Annotated in this window: 11 protein-coding genes; 6 read left to right on the top strand and 5 right to left on the bottom strand. The window is 38.6% G+C overall.

What is annotated here, in order from left to right; translation table 11 throughout:
• Positions 1–174: 174 nt before the first annotated feature.
• The 5 genes from mrcB to rplY all read right to left on the bottom strand — a co-directional run bounded on the left by mrcB (position 175) and on the right by rplY (position 6630).
• Positions 175–2583: a penicillin-binding protein 1B gene (gene mrcB, locus NYR30_RS05025; protein ID WP_066113687.1), complete on the bottom strand. Its 2409-nt coding sequence runs from the start codon at positions 2581–2583 to the stop codon at positions 175–177.
• A 23-nt stretch (positions 2584–2606) separates the two neighbouring features.
• Positions 2607–4280, bottom strand: coding sequence for a SulP family inorganic anion transporter (locus tag NYR30_RS05030; RefSeq protein WP_066110052.1), 1674 nt, complete (start codon positions 4278–4280; stop codon positions 2607–2609).
• A 206-nt stretch (positions 4281–4486) separates the two neighbouring features.
• Positions 4487–5380, bottom strand: a complete 894-nt coding sequence (accD, locus tag NYR30_RS05035) for an acetyl-CoA carboxylase, carboxyltransferase subunit beta (RefSeq protein WP_066110056.1) — start codon at positions 5378–5380, stop codon at positions 4487–4489.
• Positions 5381–5467: 87 nt separating this feature from the next.
• Complete coding sequence (truA, locus tag NYR30_RS05040; protein WP_302502202.1) at positions 5468–6265, bottom strand: tRNA pseudouridine(38-40) synthase TruA; 798 nt, start codon at positions 6263–6265, stop codon at positions 5468–5470.
• A gap of 80 nt (positions 6266–6345) precedes the next feature.
• Positions 6346–6630 (bottom strand): 50S ribosomal protein L25, encoded by a 285-nt coding sequence (rplY, locus tag NYR30_RS05045; RefSeq protein ID WP_066110060.1) that lies wholly within the window; start codon positions 6628–6630, stop codon positions 6346–6348.
• 526 nt (positions 6631–7156) lie between these two features.
• Between rplY and NYR30_RS05050 the strand changes: the two genes are divergently transcribed.
• The 6 genes from NYR30_RS05050 (at position 7157) to fhuB (ending at position 16973) form a co-directional block, all read left to right on the top strand.
• Positions 7157–7756 carry a DedA family protein gene (locus tag NYR30_RS05050; RefSeq protein WP_066110397.1) on the top strand — a complete coding sequence of 200 codons (600 nt, stop codon included), beginning with the start codon at positions 7157–7159 and terminating at the stop codon, positions 7754–7756.
• Between the two features lie 245 nt (positions 7757–8001).
• Positions 8002–8736, top strand: coding sequence for a dethiobiotin synthase (gene bioD, locus NYR30_RS05055; RefSeq protein ID WP_066113686.1), 735 nt, complete (start codon positions 8002–8004; stop codon positions 8734–8736).
• A gap of 290 nt (positions 8737–9026) precedes the next feature.
• Entirely contained in the window at positions 9027–13160 is a 4134-nt protein-coding gene (locus NYR30_RS05060) for an autotransporter outer membrane beta-barrel domain-containing protein (RefSeq protein ID WP_302502203.1), read from the top strand.
• A 252-nt stretch (positions 13161–13412) separates the two neighbouring features.
• The gene (locus tag NYR30_RS05065) at positions 13413–14177 is read left to right on the top strand and encodes an ABC transporter ATP-binding protein (protein ID WP_066109310.1); all 765 of its coding nucleotides are present in this window, start codon (positions 13413–13415) and stop codon (positions 14175–14177) included.
• A 10-nt stretch (positions 14178–14187) separates the two neighbouring features.
• Positions 14188–15054: an iron-siderophore ABC transporter substrate-binding protein gene (locus tag NYR30_RS05070; protein WP_066112779.1), complete on the top strand. Its 867-nt coding sequence runs from the start codon at positions 14188–14190 to the stop codon at positions 15052–15054.
• Positions 15048–16973: a Fe(3+)-hydroxamate ABC transporter permease FhuB gene (fhuB, locus tag NYR30_RS05075; RefSeq protein ID WP_066112778.1), complete on the top strand. Its 1926-nt coding sequence runs from the start codon at positions 15048–15050 to the stop codon at positions 16971–16973. The genes NYR30_RS05070 and fhuB overlap by 7 nt, the downstream gene beginning before the upstream one ends.
• Positions 16974–17003 lie beyond the last annotated feature (30 nt).

Below are 17003 nucleotides of genomic sequence, written 5' to 3' on the forward strand. Positions count from 1 at the left end.
GCTAGTTTTTTCAAATCTCCCAACTCCTCTTCAATCTTGAAGAGGGTTTCTGCTATTGAAATACTGAGTTCAGTGCGTTTTGGTGACTTATGACGATTCATAATCTGAATACATCGTTTACAGTCAATCTAAGGACATTATTCACATCATTATTTCAAATTTAATTTTTTGTTATTACTGAACAGGAACAGCTTCCTCAACAGGTACATTATTACCGTTGCTATTATTGCTATTACCATTATTGTCTGGTGTATCATCTTCTGTCGCTTCATCAACAGAATCATTTAACTGCAATGCGTCCCAAATGCTTGGTTGCGTATCGCTAGGTTGAGTTTCACCAGAACCGCAAGGGTTGTAATTGATCCATACAGGAATTTCTTGTCCGCCGCCATTACATGCCCAACTACCATGGCTATCGACTCTAACCCATTTCAAAGTTGAGGTTAATGGTAGTTTTAATGGAGCCACTTCAATATTGCCTAACAAGGCTTTATAAATTTGCAATGCGCCAGAAGCTCCAGTTAATTTGGTTTTACGGTTGTTATCTAAACCAGCCCAGACGGTAGTCACATTGTTACCATCAATACCCACAAACCAAGTATCGCGTCCATCATTAGTCGTTCCTGTTTTTCCGGCAAGATGTAGTGATGCAAATTGTGGTTGTAAACTACGTGCAGTACCGCGATCTACCACCTGTTGCATTGCAAAGAGCGTTTCTATAACCGCTTCTTCCGCTACCACTTGTTCAGGATTAATCGTACGTTGATAGAATTGATGACCATCGCGTTCAACAATATTGCGAATTGTCGTTAATGGGACTTTTGCCCCTTTATTAGCAATTACTTGATAAAGTTTAGTGACGTCATATGGCGAGATTGAGTAAGAGCCGAGTAACATTGATGGTACGCGCGGAATAGTCGCCTGATCCCACCCCATACTTTTTTGATTGCGAATAATATTATCCAACCCGACTGCCATACCGATATTAACAGTAGGAATATTTAAAGAACGCACTAATGCATTGAGTAATGTCACTGATCCGCTATATTTACGATCATAGTTACGAGGCTGCCAAGCTGGCTGACCTTTTAATGGAATACTGATTGGTTGGTTTTTAATTGGCGTATTCAATGCAAAACGTTCTGGATAAGAGAGAGCAGTCAAATAAACAGACGGTTTGACAAGTGAACCAATTTGGCGTTTTGCAGATAATACGCGGTTAAAACCGGCATAATGCACATCAGTACCAGCGACCAATGCTTGAATTTCACCAGTACGATAATCAGCAATCAACATTGCCGCTTCTAAATCAGGAATCTTATGTTGTAATTTCAACTGATTTGTGCCACTGATTACTGCGATTTCAGCTTGTGTTTGTAATTCAGGGTTTAAAGTGGTAAAGATTCGCGCACCAGAAAGGTAATTAAGTTTTTTATTTCCTAACAGTTGATTCAATTCTTGACGCACCGCCTGCATAAAGCCCGGTTGTGGTTGTTGAATCGGACGTTGTGCCTGTACACCTAATGGACGCTGGCTTAACATTTGGTAGAGAGCATTGTCGATAATATTGTGTTCTAACATAAGTTGTAACACTGTATTACGACGTTTTTTTGCATTTTCAGGATTGCGCCAAGGATTATATAATGACGGCCCTTTTACCATACCGACTAATAACGCAATCTGATCTAAGTTAATTTCTTGAATTGGACGACCAAAATAGAATTGGCTCGCTAAGGCAAAACCATGGATTTGTGTATCGCCGCTTTGCCCTAAATAGATCTCATTAAGATAGGTTTCAAGAATGCGATTTTTATCATAATGAGCGTCCAACATAATCGCCATAATGATTTCATTAAATTTACGGGTAAGAGTACGCTCATTACTAAGAAAAAGATTTTTCACCAGTTGTTGCGTGAGTGTACTTCCGCCTTGTACGGTATGTCCTGCTTTCAAGTTATTAATTAATGCACGAGCGATACCGATAAAACTTACACCATCGTGAGAAAAGAAATTACGATCTTCCGTTAAAATTAAAGTATCAATTAAAAAGCGTGGATATTGTTGCAAAGGAATTGCTAAGCGTTCTTCATCTTCAGAATTTAGCATCGCAATTAATTTTGGTGATAAGCGAAACTCTGGCACAACTTTACGCGCGACCAAGTCCTCAATTGCCGTTAATTGTTGTTGCTGAAAGCGTAAACGCAAAACACGTTGTGGTTCAGGGTGTTCAGGAAAAGCAAAGGCACGACGAATTAACACAATCGTATCTTGATCAATTTTAAAATCACCCGGCGCAGCGAGCAGAGAAGTTTGCCGATAACCATTTTCGATTAAACTTTTTTTCACCTCTTCCAAAGAGGGTTGTGTTTCTTGTTTAATGGTCGGAATTTGCCCATAAACTTCGGCAGGTAATTGCCAGATCTGACCATCCATTTTAGAACGGATTTTCCCGTCCAAATAAATGCCATAAAAACCAACCATAAAAACGGCGGTAATTCCCAGTTTAACGGAGAAAGAGAGAAATCTATCCTTAAGCACTGGACGTTGTTTCTTTGGTGCTTGTTTAGGTGAATTTTCTGCCATAATTAACTACTTATTGTATTTTATTAAGCATTGTTATTTGCTTGATCTTGTTTATCCAATTCAATGACGTGTTCAAGCGCTTGTTCAAAATGCGCAAAATAATGTTCTTCACCAATTAATTGGATAATGCCTGATTTTTTCAATTCGCGATCGACACGCTTGTTCGCGCCAGAAAACATAACAAGCACATTACGACGATGCAATGAACGAATCACATCTTCTAAGGCTTGAATGCCGGTCATATCAATAAATGGCACCCATTTTAAACGAATAATCAAAAATTTCGCATCGGTATTTGTACCAGCTAATGCACGTTCAAAATTTTCCACTGCACCAAAGAAAAATGGCCCTTCTAAGGCAAATACTAATGCTGAATCAGGTAACGCGCTATTTTCACCCTGTCTGTTCAATTCAGCATTAATTTCACGAGCGCTGCTAGGTGAAACTTCGACGCTTGATGCCATTCGTTTTAAGAAGTAGAGCGTAGCAAGAATTACCCCAATATTCACCGCAATTACCAGATCGGCAAAAACAGTGAGGAAAAAGGTAATCAAGAGAATGACTACATCCGCACGCGGTGCACGTTTCACCATATTTAAGAAACGGCGTACATCACTCATATTCCACGCCACAACAAAAAGAATTGCCGCTAATGCAGCTAATGGAATATTGGACGCTAATGGTGCTAATACTACCAAAATAATGATTAATGTGATTGCGTGAATAATACCGGCTAATGGGCTATTACCGCCGTTACGAATATTGGTTGCAGTACGAGCAATTGCCCCGGTGGCGGCAAAACCGCCGAATAATGGCGCAAGAATATTTGCAATTCCTTGTCCAACTAATTCTTGGTTAGATTGGTGTTTTGTGCCTGCCATACCATCTGCTACTACCGCAGAAAGCAAAGATTCAATTGCGCCTAACATCGCAATAGTAAACGCAGGGCCAATTAAGGTAATCATTTGATTCCATTCTAAACGCGGAATAGAGAATTCAGGTAATCCTTGCGGAATACCACCGAAAACGCTACCAATAGTTTTTACGCCATCAAATTGCGCAAATTGTTGAATCACAGTAATAATGATTAAAGCGACTAAAGGGCCTGGAATACGATGGAGATATTTAATTTTGGGCGCATATAAAACTAATAATAATGCTGCAATCGCTAATAAAGTAGTAGCAAGATGAAGTTGAGGAAACACTTGCAATAATTGCCATACTTGTTGATGAAAATGTTGGCCGCTGATTTCAGGTAATCCGAAAAAATTACGCCATTGTCCCACCCAAATAATGACGCCAATTCCGGCGGTAAAACCGACAATAACTGGTGCTGGAATAAATTTAATAATCACGCCCATTTTGCTAATACCTAAAGCAAAAAGGATTAATCCTGCCATTAGGGTAGCGATTTGTAAGCCTTCAACGCCATATTGAGCCGTAATACCGGAAAGTACCACAATAAAAGCGCCGGTAGGGCCGGCAATTTGTAAACGACTACCGCCAAAGAGAGAAACGGCTAAACCAGCAATAATAGATGTGTAAATGCCTTGTTCAGGTTTAACGCCAGAAGCAATTGCAAACGCCATTGCTAAAGGTAAAGCGACCACACCGACAATCACACCAGCAACGAGATTATTGAGCCAATATTTTTTTTGTAATAGCCCGGCTTTATAGGCTTCTTGGATTGCAAACATAATGATGAATTTTAATAAGAAATGAAGACGATATTATAAAGCAGCAGAGGGGTTTCTCAATAAGAGAAAGGTAAAAAAACTACGTGAATAATGGTATAAAAGTTACAATAAATCCGCTGACTGTCGATTAAAATATAAAAAGCCCCTGTTTATGGCAATAAACAGGGGTAATTAAAGCGAAAAATCTATTTAGTAATAAAAAGTGCTTATTCTTCTCCCACTTCCACCAACTCTGGAGTTTTAAATGGAGATGGTTGACCGGTTAATTTAGCCAAAATGCTTGCTAAAGTTTGACGCATCTCTTTACGATGTACGATCATATCAATCGCACCTTTCTCAAGTAAAAATTCACTGCGTTGGAAACCTTCAGGTAATTTTTCACGTACAGTTTGTTCGATAACACGTGGGCCAGCAAAACCAATTAACGCTTTTGGTTCAGCAATATTAATATCGCCCAACATCGCAAAACTTGCAGAAACACCGCCAAGTGTTGGGTCGGTTAATACAGAAATAAATGGCACACCTTGTTCACGCATTTTTGCTAATACTGCGCTAGTTTTCGCCATTTGCATTAATGAAATTAACGCTTCTTGCATTCTCGCGCCGCCACTAGCAGAGAAGCAAACAAATGGGCAATTGTCTTCTAGCGCTTTTTCAGCGGCTTTCACAAATTTTGCACCAACGACAGATCCCATAGAACCGCCCATAAAATCAAAGTTAGATGCAGCAGCAACGATCGGCATTTCATATAACTTGCCAGAAAAAGCAATTAACGCATCTTTTTCACCGGTTTGCTTTTGTGCAGCTGAAAGACGATCTTTATAACGTTTTAAATCTTTAAATTTTAAGATGTCTTGCGGTTCAAGGTCAGCAGCTAGTTCGACTGCGCTATCAGGATCTAACAATGCCAACAGACGAGTACGTGCATCAATACGCATATGATGACCGCATTTCGGGCAAACTTCTAAATTACGTGTTAATTCTTCACGATAAAGAACTTGTTCACAACCAGTACATTTAGTCCAAATTCCTTCAGGAACATTCGATTTACGCGCGCCTGAAATCGGGTTTTTATTAAAAATTCTTTCAATCCAGCTCATATTTATTTATCTCCAATGTTGGAATGACTGCGAATGCGGGCGTTATTAAAGCATAAAATTAAGGAATTGAGTATCTTTTCCTTGTGCTTACTCAATTGAATCCGCTAAAAAAAGTGGCCCTACGGCATTTTTCGGTAAGCCAAATTGGTTTGGATAAGCGACTTCAACTAAATATAAACCAGCAGCTTTCGCAGTTGGTGCCGCAAGGGTACGATCTTTTTGTTGTAATAACCAAGCGATCCACTCTGGCGGTTGATTACCTGCTCCGACCTCTAATAAACTGCCGACAATATTACGCACCATATGATGAACAAAGGCATTTGCTTGAATATCTACTATAATATAGTGGCCTTTTCGTGTCACATTTAAATAGTGGACATTACGATTGGGGGATTTCGATTGACATTGTGCCGCGCGGAACGAGCTAAAATCATTTTCCCCTAATAAAAATTGCCCAGCCGTATGCATTAATTCTGCATTTAATGGTTGATAGTAATGGGTAAGACCGGTAGCAAGAATAGCGGGGCGTTGCGGCTGATTATAAATAATATAACGATAGCGACGTGACAATGCGCTAAAACGTGCATGAAATTCAGAATCAACTTGATGCGACCAAGTTACCGCAATGTCATCAGGCAAATGTGCATTAGTACCAAATGTCCAAGCCTGTAAGGGGCGTGTTGCATTGGTTTCAAAATGAATTACTTGTCCAGTAGCATGAACGCCAGCGTCAGTACGTCCAGCACAAAAAATCTCAATCGGTTCATTAGCAACAATGCTTAAGGCGCGTTCTAGCTCGCCTTGAATACTTTGTACCGATTGTTGTTTTTGCCAGCCAAAATAACCAGAACCGTTATAAGTAATGCCAAGAGCGATTTTTTTCATCATATATCAAAGGAAAAGATCTGTATTTAGATAAAAAAACACCAACAAATTTGTTGGTGTTCTTTTTTTAACAAAGTGAATTAAGCACGTTTGAAGTCAATGTGAACGAGTTTTGGTTTGAATGGGTGACGTTGCATAGCTTGTACTTTAACAGCAACTTCTTTGCCATCAATAACCAAAGTAATAACTTCAGAATAGAATGAATCTTGTGCTTGAGCGTTATTTAATTCATCGTGATTTAAAACGATTGATACTGGTGCTTCTTCACCGCCATATACGATAGCAGGAATTTGACCATTTCTACGCAAGCGGCGGCTCGCACCCTTTCCTTGCGCTTGACGAACTTCAGCGTTAAATTTAAACATTTTTATATCTCTTTAGTTAAAACCTAAAATACTAGGTCGTTAAATAAAACAAGCCACAGGCGACCCAGCGGCTTGACGAAATTGATGCTGAATGAAATCAGCGGGGGCATTATAGAGAAATTACCTGAAAAAGCAATGTTTTTATTAAGGTTTCGCCCTAAAGGGCGACCTACTTTTATTCGCAAGTGTACTTCGTTCACTTGCTCACCCTACGGGTCATTGCTTGTACAAAGAAAACGAAGCAAAAGAAAGCACACCCTCACACTCTTGCTAATCCTCATTACGATAAGATTTTTAGGCAAGAGTAAGAGGGAACCCAATGGTCTTTTATAAAGATTCTGGCAAATTTAGGTTTGTCAGTAAGTTGAACCAACTTATCAACAAATTCCTTATTTTACCTATATCAAGAATTTAACAATTTCTGGTAGTAATTCGCAGCTAAAGAAGGCAAAATAGCGAACTGATAAATAACAGTCGATTTCAATAATTTCAGTTAACTTTTTCGTTTTTTATTTGGAAGCTTGTTGTGCAATTATTAGTTGAATTTTTTAGTAATTACGGCTATTTCGCTGTTTTATTTGTATTAATTATTTGTGGGTTTGGTGTGCCGATTCCGGAAGATATTACCTTAGTATCTGGCGGCATTATTGCTGGGTTAGGTTATGCTAATCCGCATATTATGCTAATTGTTAGTATGTTAGGGGTTTTAATCGGCGATAGCACAATGTATTGGCTAGGGCGCATTTATGGTGTAAAAATTTTACGCTTTCGTCCATTACGCCGTATTTTAAAACCTAAAACAATGCGGGCAGTGCGTGAAAAGTTCGATCGTTATGGTAATCGTGTTTTATTTGTTGCTCGCTTCCTACCCGGTTTAAGAGCGCCGATTTATATGGTGGCGGGAATTACCCACCGCATTAGTTATGTCAGATTTGTCTTGTTAGACTTTGCCGCAGCGATTATCTCAGTACCGATTTGGGTCTATTTGGGCTATCATGGTGCGCACAATTTGGATTGGATTAAAGAACAAATTAGCAAAGGGCAAACCGGCATTTATATTTTATTAGGTTTATTGGCATTATATTTAGCGTTCCATTATTTTAGAAAAAAACGTAATAACAACTAAGATCACTAAATTGGAAAAAGCGTTTTTGGCTTCTGGTCAAAAGCGCTTTTTGTTTTTGTAGATTTGCCTAATCTTTGCTATTGCTGATTGGGCAAAATACTGAACCACATCAAAAAAGTGTTAAATTCCCGCTAAAGAGTACTTTTTATTCAGGATAAATCTGCGAAAAATTGTGTTAGCTCAAATTCTAGCAAAATGAACTCCATTATAATGCGCGACGGTTTTTTGAAAAAAAGGAAGAAGCAATGAGCTGTTTTTTTGTAACAGGAACGGATACAAATGTCGGGAAAACTGTGGTTAGCCGAGCAATTATTCAGGCTTTACAATCACAAGGTGTAAAAATTGTCGGATATAAACCTATTGCTTGCGGCGAAGAAGACAGTATTTATACAGAAACATTAAAAGATGAGCTTGAAGTTGATCATTCCGAAGATAATAAAGATGTGAAGACCTTAATGGCGAGTACAGATCAACCTGTCAGCTATCAAGAAGTTAATAGTTATACGTTTACTGAAAGCAGCGTGCCGGTGCTTGCGGCGCTAGATGAAGTGAGCAATATTGATATCAATAAAATTGATCGTGATCTTGCCCATTTAACTTCACGTTATCAATCAGTATTAGTGGAAGGAACTTACGGTTGGTTAACGCCAATCAATAAAGAGATCACTTTTGATAAGTGGGTGCAAGAGCATAAAATGCCGGTGGTTTTGGTTGTTGGGATTAAAGAGGGATGTGTGAATCATGCGCTATTAACCGCACAATCTATTATGGCAGCCGGTGTGCCTTTAGTAGGTTGGGTGGCAAATCGTATTAACCCTTGTTTACGGCATTATGCGGAAATTATTAAATTGTTACATCAAGTGATTGATGCGCCTTTATTAGGGGAAATTCCGTATGTGCACCGCCCAGAACAGCAAGAACTCGGGCATTTCATTACCAACCTTGATCGTTTGACTTATCTGCAAACAGAAATTTGTTAGTCTTTGTAACGACCTCTACTAAGAGGTCGTTAAAATTGTACTAATCTATCAGATCCTTGTACTTTTCCTGCCAACTATTTTTTCCGTTAATGTTCTATTTTTGGATAAAACGTGTCCTATTTCACAAAATATTAAAAAAGATTGGTAATAGCTTTAAAAAATTGACAAAAAGATAAAAAAGCGCAGTATGATAACGGTTAGTGAGTTTTTGTTTGTTTCTTGAAGTTACAACAAATTAACTTGACCTTTCTTTTTACAGTGAGTTTCGCAACACAACATAAGGAGCTATTATGAATCATACCTATCGTTTAGTGTGGAATGCCGTTAGGCAGTTATGGCAGTGTGCTTCAGAAAATACTCGAGCAAAAGGCAAAACCGGCGCAGTAAAAGCGGCGGCAAATTCTCAAATTACCCCCCCCCCTAACAAAATAGTATTAACTAATGCAACTGCCTTATCAGCTTATTTTCAATTTCCGCTTACACTTATCACTACCGCAATATTACTAGCTATCGCCAATCCTATCTTTGCTGCCGAAGGGGATTATGCTAATGGGATTAATGGTAATGACAGCGATATCTCAATTCACAATGAAAGCAATACCATTGGTACAGAAGGTGTTACTGATAACGCGATTTTCTTAACACAACGAGAAAATGGCATTATTAATATTGAAGCTGTTAATAATAATATTATTGCAGGAAAATCATTGGGTATTTGGATGACAAAACCAGGTGAAATTAGTGTATTAAGTAAACAAGGTTCTAATTTTATTTTGGCAAAATCAGATACTCGAGTTGGTGGTGATGGGCCGGGGACAATAAGAGTAGATAGAGGAACACTAAAAATTGCCGCACCTAATGGCTGGAATTATTTTTCCTCTCAGTATCTTTCTACTTACAATGTTTCTGTTGCCGTAGATGCTGAACGTGGAGGAAAAATTCAAATAGATGGACAAGGCAATAGATTTAATAGTGAAATTAATGGTGGTGCGCTAAGAAGTGTTATTGGAACAGAAGCCAATTCAAACATAGATATTAATGCATCGTTATTTGATAATATATTTGTTTTAGCGCCTTATGGACAAGGATATGCGCACACTTCGCAATTTGTTTATGCCGTTGATTCTAAGGTTGCTATTACTGCAACAAAAGGTCGTAATATCTTTAAATTAAATACTTCCCCGATATTTCAAACTCCAATTAATACTGAATTGGCAAATATATATGGTATATCTTCGATGCAATATAGCCATATTACTATTCAAGGGCAAGAGAATATTTTTGATTTTACTTTAGGTAATACTTCATCAAATAATCGTTATTATGATTTTGCAGGATTGGCAGCAGCTGGTGAAGAATTAATTCCTTTCGAAGGGAATTCAAGACTTTCAATTATTGCACTAAATGGTAATAATGAAATATTAGCGAAAGATATGGTCATGCATTATGGTAGAGGTATTCAAGCATCGGAAAATGGTCAATTAAGCTTACAGGCAGAAAATGGCTATAACCGAATTATTGTGCATAATCTTGATAAAACAACGACGAGAAATGCAGCAGATACTTCCTCATATCTTAGAGGTATTTATACATTTGATAACAGTAAAACTGATCTAATAGCAAAGGGAAATTATATTGAAGTAGGTCGCATTAATGCTTATACCTTAACGGCAAATACAAATAAAACATTACTTTCTGTAGGTGTTTATAGCAGAGATTCCAGTAAAACAAATATTGAGGCAACGCAAGAGAATAATCAAATTGTGGTGATGCAAGATGATACCGAAAAGCCAAACTATACGGTGGAAGCTAAACCGGAATTAAGAGGTATTTTTGTGGCAAATACTGGGGCAGTTTCACTGGTGGCAAAACAAGGTTATAACCAAATTACCATTAATCCACAACAAGCTTCCCCAGATTATCTTGTTACCACTATAGGAGGAATTCATGTTGTTGATGTGACATCTGAAGTAACTTTACAAGCAAAAGGAAATCTGATTTATATTAACGATAATCATCAATCAAAGGATACGGATAGTTATGCGATTGTTTCTGGTGGACAGGTAATTTTATCTGCAACGGAGAATAATGAGCTGTTAGGTGCAGATAGAGGAATATATTCAACGAGAAACAGTACCGTTAAATTAGCTGCAGAACAGGGTAATAATCTGATCGAAGCAACACAATATGGTATTTCTACATATACTGGTGGAGCAACTGTATTAACTGCTTTATCAGGGATCAATCAAATTGCAATTAATCGTCAACAAGCCAAAGCGGAAGATTTAACTATTCCTATTTATGGCTTGATTACTCAAGATGAGAAGAGTAGTTTAACTCTAACAGGCGCAAACAATCGCATTGTAATAAATGATAATAACAACTCAACATCTGTAGATAGTACCGCATTCTACGCTGATAGAAATGGTGAGAGTTTATTACAAGCAACCATCGGCAATAATGAATTGTTAGGTGCAGATAGAGGTATTTTAGCGGGTGCTGCCGGTAAAACTACACTGACTGCGGAGCAAGGTTACAATATTATTGATGCCACGATGTTAGGAATTGATGTTAGAGCAGACAGTGAAGCAGTGGTTAATGGTGGTCTTAAATTATCTGCACCATTAGCGACATATTCTGCAGGTATGGTGCAATTAAACTATGCCAAAGAGAGCCAAATTAGCGGAGATTTATTGGCGAATGGCGGACAAATCTTGGTGAAATCTAAAGGCAGCACCTTAACGATGAAAGGAGATACGGTGGCGATTAATCAAGGGGTTGCCGATATTGCCTTAACACCAAATAGCCAATTAATCGGACGTATTGATAATGCGAATGTACAAAGTGAAGCACATCATACGCTTTTCCCATTAAATAGTTATGCGCCAGCAAAACCGACACCTATTACAATTGATACAGCAGGCCGCACTGTATTGACGTTAGCAAAAGATTCATTATGGCAAATGACTGGACAAAGTTGGGTGAGTGAATTGCGTGGTGAAGGAACAGTGGATGTGAGCCCAACTTCAGCAGGCGCCTCAGCTGGTCAAGCATTGCATATTGATAAACTCGCTGGTGCAAATCAATTCCTAATGACCTTAAATAAAACTGGTCAAGGCAGCGATATGCTCTATATCAAGGAAGGCACAAGCACACTACAAGATGTTGTCATTAAGAATGAACGTGACGTGATTGAAAGTATGAATTACGGCGACCGTTTGCGTTTTGCTACGGTACAACAGTCACAAAATGAATTTGTTGCTGGCAAACAATATACTGATGAACATCGTTTAATGAAACAAGCTTTAACCGTTGAATACTCAGACCAAGCCACCGACCCAGATAATCGCGAAGCTTATAATCTTGCCTTTAATGGCGGTAATGCGTTAAGTAAAGCGAAACCGGGTAATGAGTATGTTAATACCACTTATGGTGGTGACGGCAGTCAAAATGTTTATTTAGTGAAATACCGTACTAATACGCCAAGCCGTAATACAGTCGATATTGGCAGAATGTTAGATGCAAGTGCAGGTTATGCCTTTACGCTTGATACTTACACCAAACGAGAAGGAGAACGGGCTTATTCACTCAATGACATTAAAGAAGGGACGTGGATAAGAGGTACGCATACGCGCTTAAAAGCAACAGACCGCTTTAGTTTAAATAACAATGACTATGAAATTGGTTATGACAAATTCCGTTATAACAATGACGAGAAAAAACAAAAATGGGGTTTAAGCTTCACTTATGGTTATGGCAAAGCCAGATTAGTGGATGAATGGAGTAAAGGCAATATTAAGAAGTATGAATTAAGCCTTTATAACACTAACCAATGGAATAACCAAGCTGGTGATAACAGTTACTACAATGATAATGTGTTAAGAGTTGGTGCATTACACAACCATTATCAATCAATGATGAGTAATGGCAACCTTTGGGGTAAAGGCAGTTATAAGAATTACCTCTTTACTGCTAGCACAGAACATGGTTATCGCAAATTTATTGATGATAACAAACGTTGGTATCTGGTACCGCAAGCGCAACTGCAATTTGCTTATTTAACCGGCGCAGATTATCGCACTAGCAATGATATTGATGTCAAACTCGGTCATGCGAAAAGTTTAATTGGTCGTGCTGGCGTGGATATTGTGCGATTATTAGATGAGAGTGGCGATAATCGTCTTTATGCGAAAGGCAATATTATGCATGAGTTTTTAGGCAAACGTTCATTTAGTGCGAGTGACCGTACTGGGGATTATCACACCAGTTGGAATACGAGAGGTACTTGGTATGCTGTTGGTGTTGGCTACAACGCGCATGTCAGTGAAAAGACTAATGTGTTTATTGATGCTGAGAAAGAATTTGGTCATGGACGCACTGGTTCGTATAACTTGCGTTTAGCATTATCGTGGCAGTTTAAGTAATTGATTTTTTTTCAAATCTCCCAACCCTCTTCAATCTTGAAGAGGGTTTCTGTCAAGTACAACCTGATAACATCATTTACATACCAATCTATTTACATCACTATTTTGACTATGATCTTAAAAAACACAGATGTTATTAAATTATCTATAAAACAGAGAATAAAAAAATTTTTATTTTTCTATTGAAATGAGAATTGTTATCAAATAAAATCCGCCAACTTTAATAAAGGATGATTAAAAGTTAGGTGAATTGTGTTTGAATTAGATTCTGTTTCCTTTTGCTTGGATGAAAAAGTTCTGTTGCACCCAATTTCATTACAATTTTCTACTAGTAAAATTTATGGAATTATTGGGCAAAATGGGTCAGGGAAATCCACATTAATAAAATTACTGGCGCGTCAGCATAGCGCGAGTAACGGCAAATTGTCATTTGCTAATAAGCCAATTCACCAATGGAAAAATAAAGAGTTTGCTCGTCAAGTCGCTTATTTGCCGCAACATTTACCACAAGCTCACAATCTTACCGTAACCGCATTACTCAAAATGGGGCGGTATGCTTGGCATGGATTATTAGGAAGTAATCCAAAACAAGATCAACAAGTAATTACTGAAGCATTAGCACGCACCAATATGACACGTTATGCCGATCAATTTGTTGATACTTTATCGGGAGGCGAGCGTTCGCGTGTTTGGTTAGCGATGTTATTAGCGCAGCAAAGCCAATTCTTGCTGTTAGATGAACCTTTAGCGGCTTTGGATATTGCTCATCAAGTAGAAGTTATGCAGCTCATTAAACAGTTAGTACAGCAGCTGAATCTTGGGGTAATTATTGTGATTCATGATATTAATTTGGCAGCACGTTTTTGCGATCACATTGTCGCTTTGCAGTCTGGTAAATTATTGATGCAAGGCACACCTCAACAAATTATGACGCCTGAATCCTTAGCAAAAATCTATCATATTGATCTACAAGTACAGTCACACCCAGTAGATCAAACGCCAATCGCCTTCTTTTAAAGAGGAATTTATGCAGCAGATCTGGCGTATTATTTGGCTTTGTTGTGGCTTAATCAGTTTACCGTTAGCGGCGCAACCGCGCGTTGCTACGCTCGATTGGACTGTTGCCGAAACCTTGTTAGGTTTAGGCATAACGCCTATTGCCGTAGGTGATAAACAGAGCTATCAAACTTGGGTAACAGAGCCTACATTACCGCGTCACGTTATTGATTTAGGTACACGTTTGCAACCAAATAAAGAGCTATTAGCCACATTATCTATTGAAATCTTTCCGAATAGCGATATGTATCAACCAGCGGTTGAAACGAATCGAGTTTATTTGAGTAAATTGCAGCAAGCGCCACGTATTAATTTTTATCAAGCTGGAGATTTTTGGCAAAACCAGTTACAAGCAACCAGACAATTAGCAACCGCAGTCGGTGAACCAGCCGCAGCAGAGAAACTTATTGCAGAAACTGAACAGGTATTTCGTGCTAGTAAGGAACAATTACAACCATATACAACACGCTCGTTATTAGTGGTGCAATTTATTGATGGGCGTCATTTGCGTGTTTATGGTAAGCAGAGTTTGCCGGGTGTGGTGATTGAAAAATTAGGTTTTACCAATGCGTGGCAGCAGGAAGTTAATCTTTGGGGTACCGCGCAAATTTCGCTGAATCAGTTGGCGCAGTTTGATCATGCACGTTTAATTGTGATTAAACCTTATCCTAACAATATTCCTGATGAATTAGCCAATAATACATTATGGCATTCCTTACATTTAGCAAAAGATCCAATTGTATTGCCATCAATATGGACATTTGGTGCTTTGCCGTCAATGCAGCGTTTAGCTCAAGCTTTGGTGAACGGTTTTACCTCTGGAGGTGAAATATGGTAAGTGTTAAACGTTTAGTCTTATTATTTAGTTTATTTGTAACAGTGTTGTTTATTGCGGTAGTGATAGCAGAATGGCAAACAGCTACTGATAAGGAAATGGCACAATTATTGCTGCTAAATTTTACTTTACCGAGAGTAGTAATGGCGATTTTAGCAGGAGTTTGCTTAGGCTGCGCCTCGCTATTGTTACAACAAGTCATAAATAACCCGTTAGCATCAGATAGTACTTTAGCGGTTAGTAGCGGTGCTCAATTCGCTTTATATTTAGCTACTTTATTTTTCCCGATAGTATTACAAATTGGCTCAACAGTAGTGGCTTTGATTGGGGCATTATTTGCTTTAGCTATTGTATTGCTATTAGCGTGGCGACAAATGATTTCGCCTTTATTAATTGTGCTAGCAGGATTAGTGGTCAGTTTTTATTTCGGCGCTTTTTCCGCTTTACTCACTTTATTTTACCCGGAAGAAAGTCGTGGCTTATTGGTATGGGGCAGTGGTTCTTTAGTGCAAGAAAGCTGGTTTGCCAGTTTGACGTTACTACCATTGTTATTACCTGCATTGGCAGTATTAATCTATCTCAGTCCAGCATTACAGATTTTTCAATTGCAAGATAGCAATGCGAAAAGTTTAGGAGTAAATGTACAACGTATTCGTATATTGACAGTGATTTTAGCTGCCTATTTAGTGGCAATTGTAGTAAGTCGTGTTGGTATTTTAGCGTTTGTTGGCTTAGCGGCAACGACCATTGTTCGCCAATATCGCGAATACCGTTTTACCACTTTATTATGGCAAAGCGCTTTTTTTGCGGCAGCATTATTGTTAATGACGGATTTAGTGTTGCAATTGATCGATCATTATTGGCAGCTGCAATTACCAACAGGATCGGTAACCGCTTTATTCGGTACACCACTACTGCTTTGGTTAGTTTTTCGTCAGCGTCAGCAATATGGACGAGTGCAAAATACTGTTACTCATTTAACTTCCAAACAGCCAATTTTTTCTTACCAAACACTTAGCCTATTACTATTAATGGGGTTGTTGCTCGCTTTTTGTGTTGGGCAAAACCAAGATAGCTGGTCTTTTAGCTTTAATGAAATTTTATTTGAATTGCGTTTTCCGCGAATTGCGTATGCGATTGCCGCAGGCATTATGCTCGCTTTAGCGGGTGTGATTTTACAACGTTTAACCGGTAATCCAATGGCAAGTCCGGAATTACTTGGGATTACATCAGGCGTTAGTTTTGGTGTTCTTATCGCTATTTTTGTTGCTGGTGCTCTTGTGACAAGTCAATTGGTGATCTTTGGTGCGATAGGTGCTGGCTTTATTTTGTTATTAATTTGGTTAATTAATCGCCGTAATGGTTTGCAGCCAGAGCAGGTGTTATTAACCGGAATTAGTTTGTCTGCACTGTTTGATGCAGTGTTGCGTATCTTGGTGGCAAGCGGTGATCCAAGAGCGTTGCAATTATTAAGTTGGGGCTCGGGTTCAACCTATTTTGCCGAACCAACGATTGCCTATGTGATATTAGTTTTAGCAGTTAGTTGTTTAATGATCAGTCTATTGTTTAGCCGTTGGTTAGATTTATTAAGCCTTAGTACTGTAGTGGCACAGTCTGTCGGCATACATTTGGTACAAGCAAGAACAGTGTTATTTATCTTAGCAATTATGTTAACGCTATTTGCCACTTTAATTGTCGGAACTTTAAGTTTTATTGGTTTATTAGCACCGCATTTAGCTTATTCGCTCGGTTTTCATCGTGCTAAAGCACAGCTTATTACCGCTAGCTTGTTAGGTGCAGGTGTTATGATAGTAGCTGATTGGTTGGGGCGTCAATGGTTATTTCCTTATGAAATTCCAGCGGGATTAGTGGCAACCTTATTAGGCGGCAGTTACTTCTTATTATTGATGAGAAAGTTGTAATCGATTTTATTAACACAAAAAAGAGGAGAA

The organism is Gallibacterium salpingitidis (assembly GCF_030517105.1).
In the GTDB taxonomy this organism is placed as follows: Bacteria; Pseudomonadota; Gammaproteobacteria; order Enterobacterales; family Pasteurellaceae; genus Gallibacterium; species Gallibacterium salpingitidis.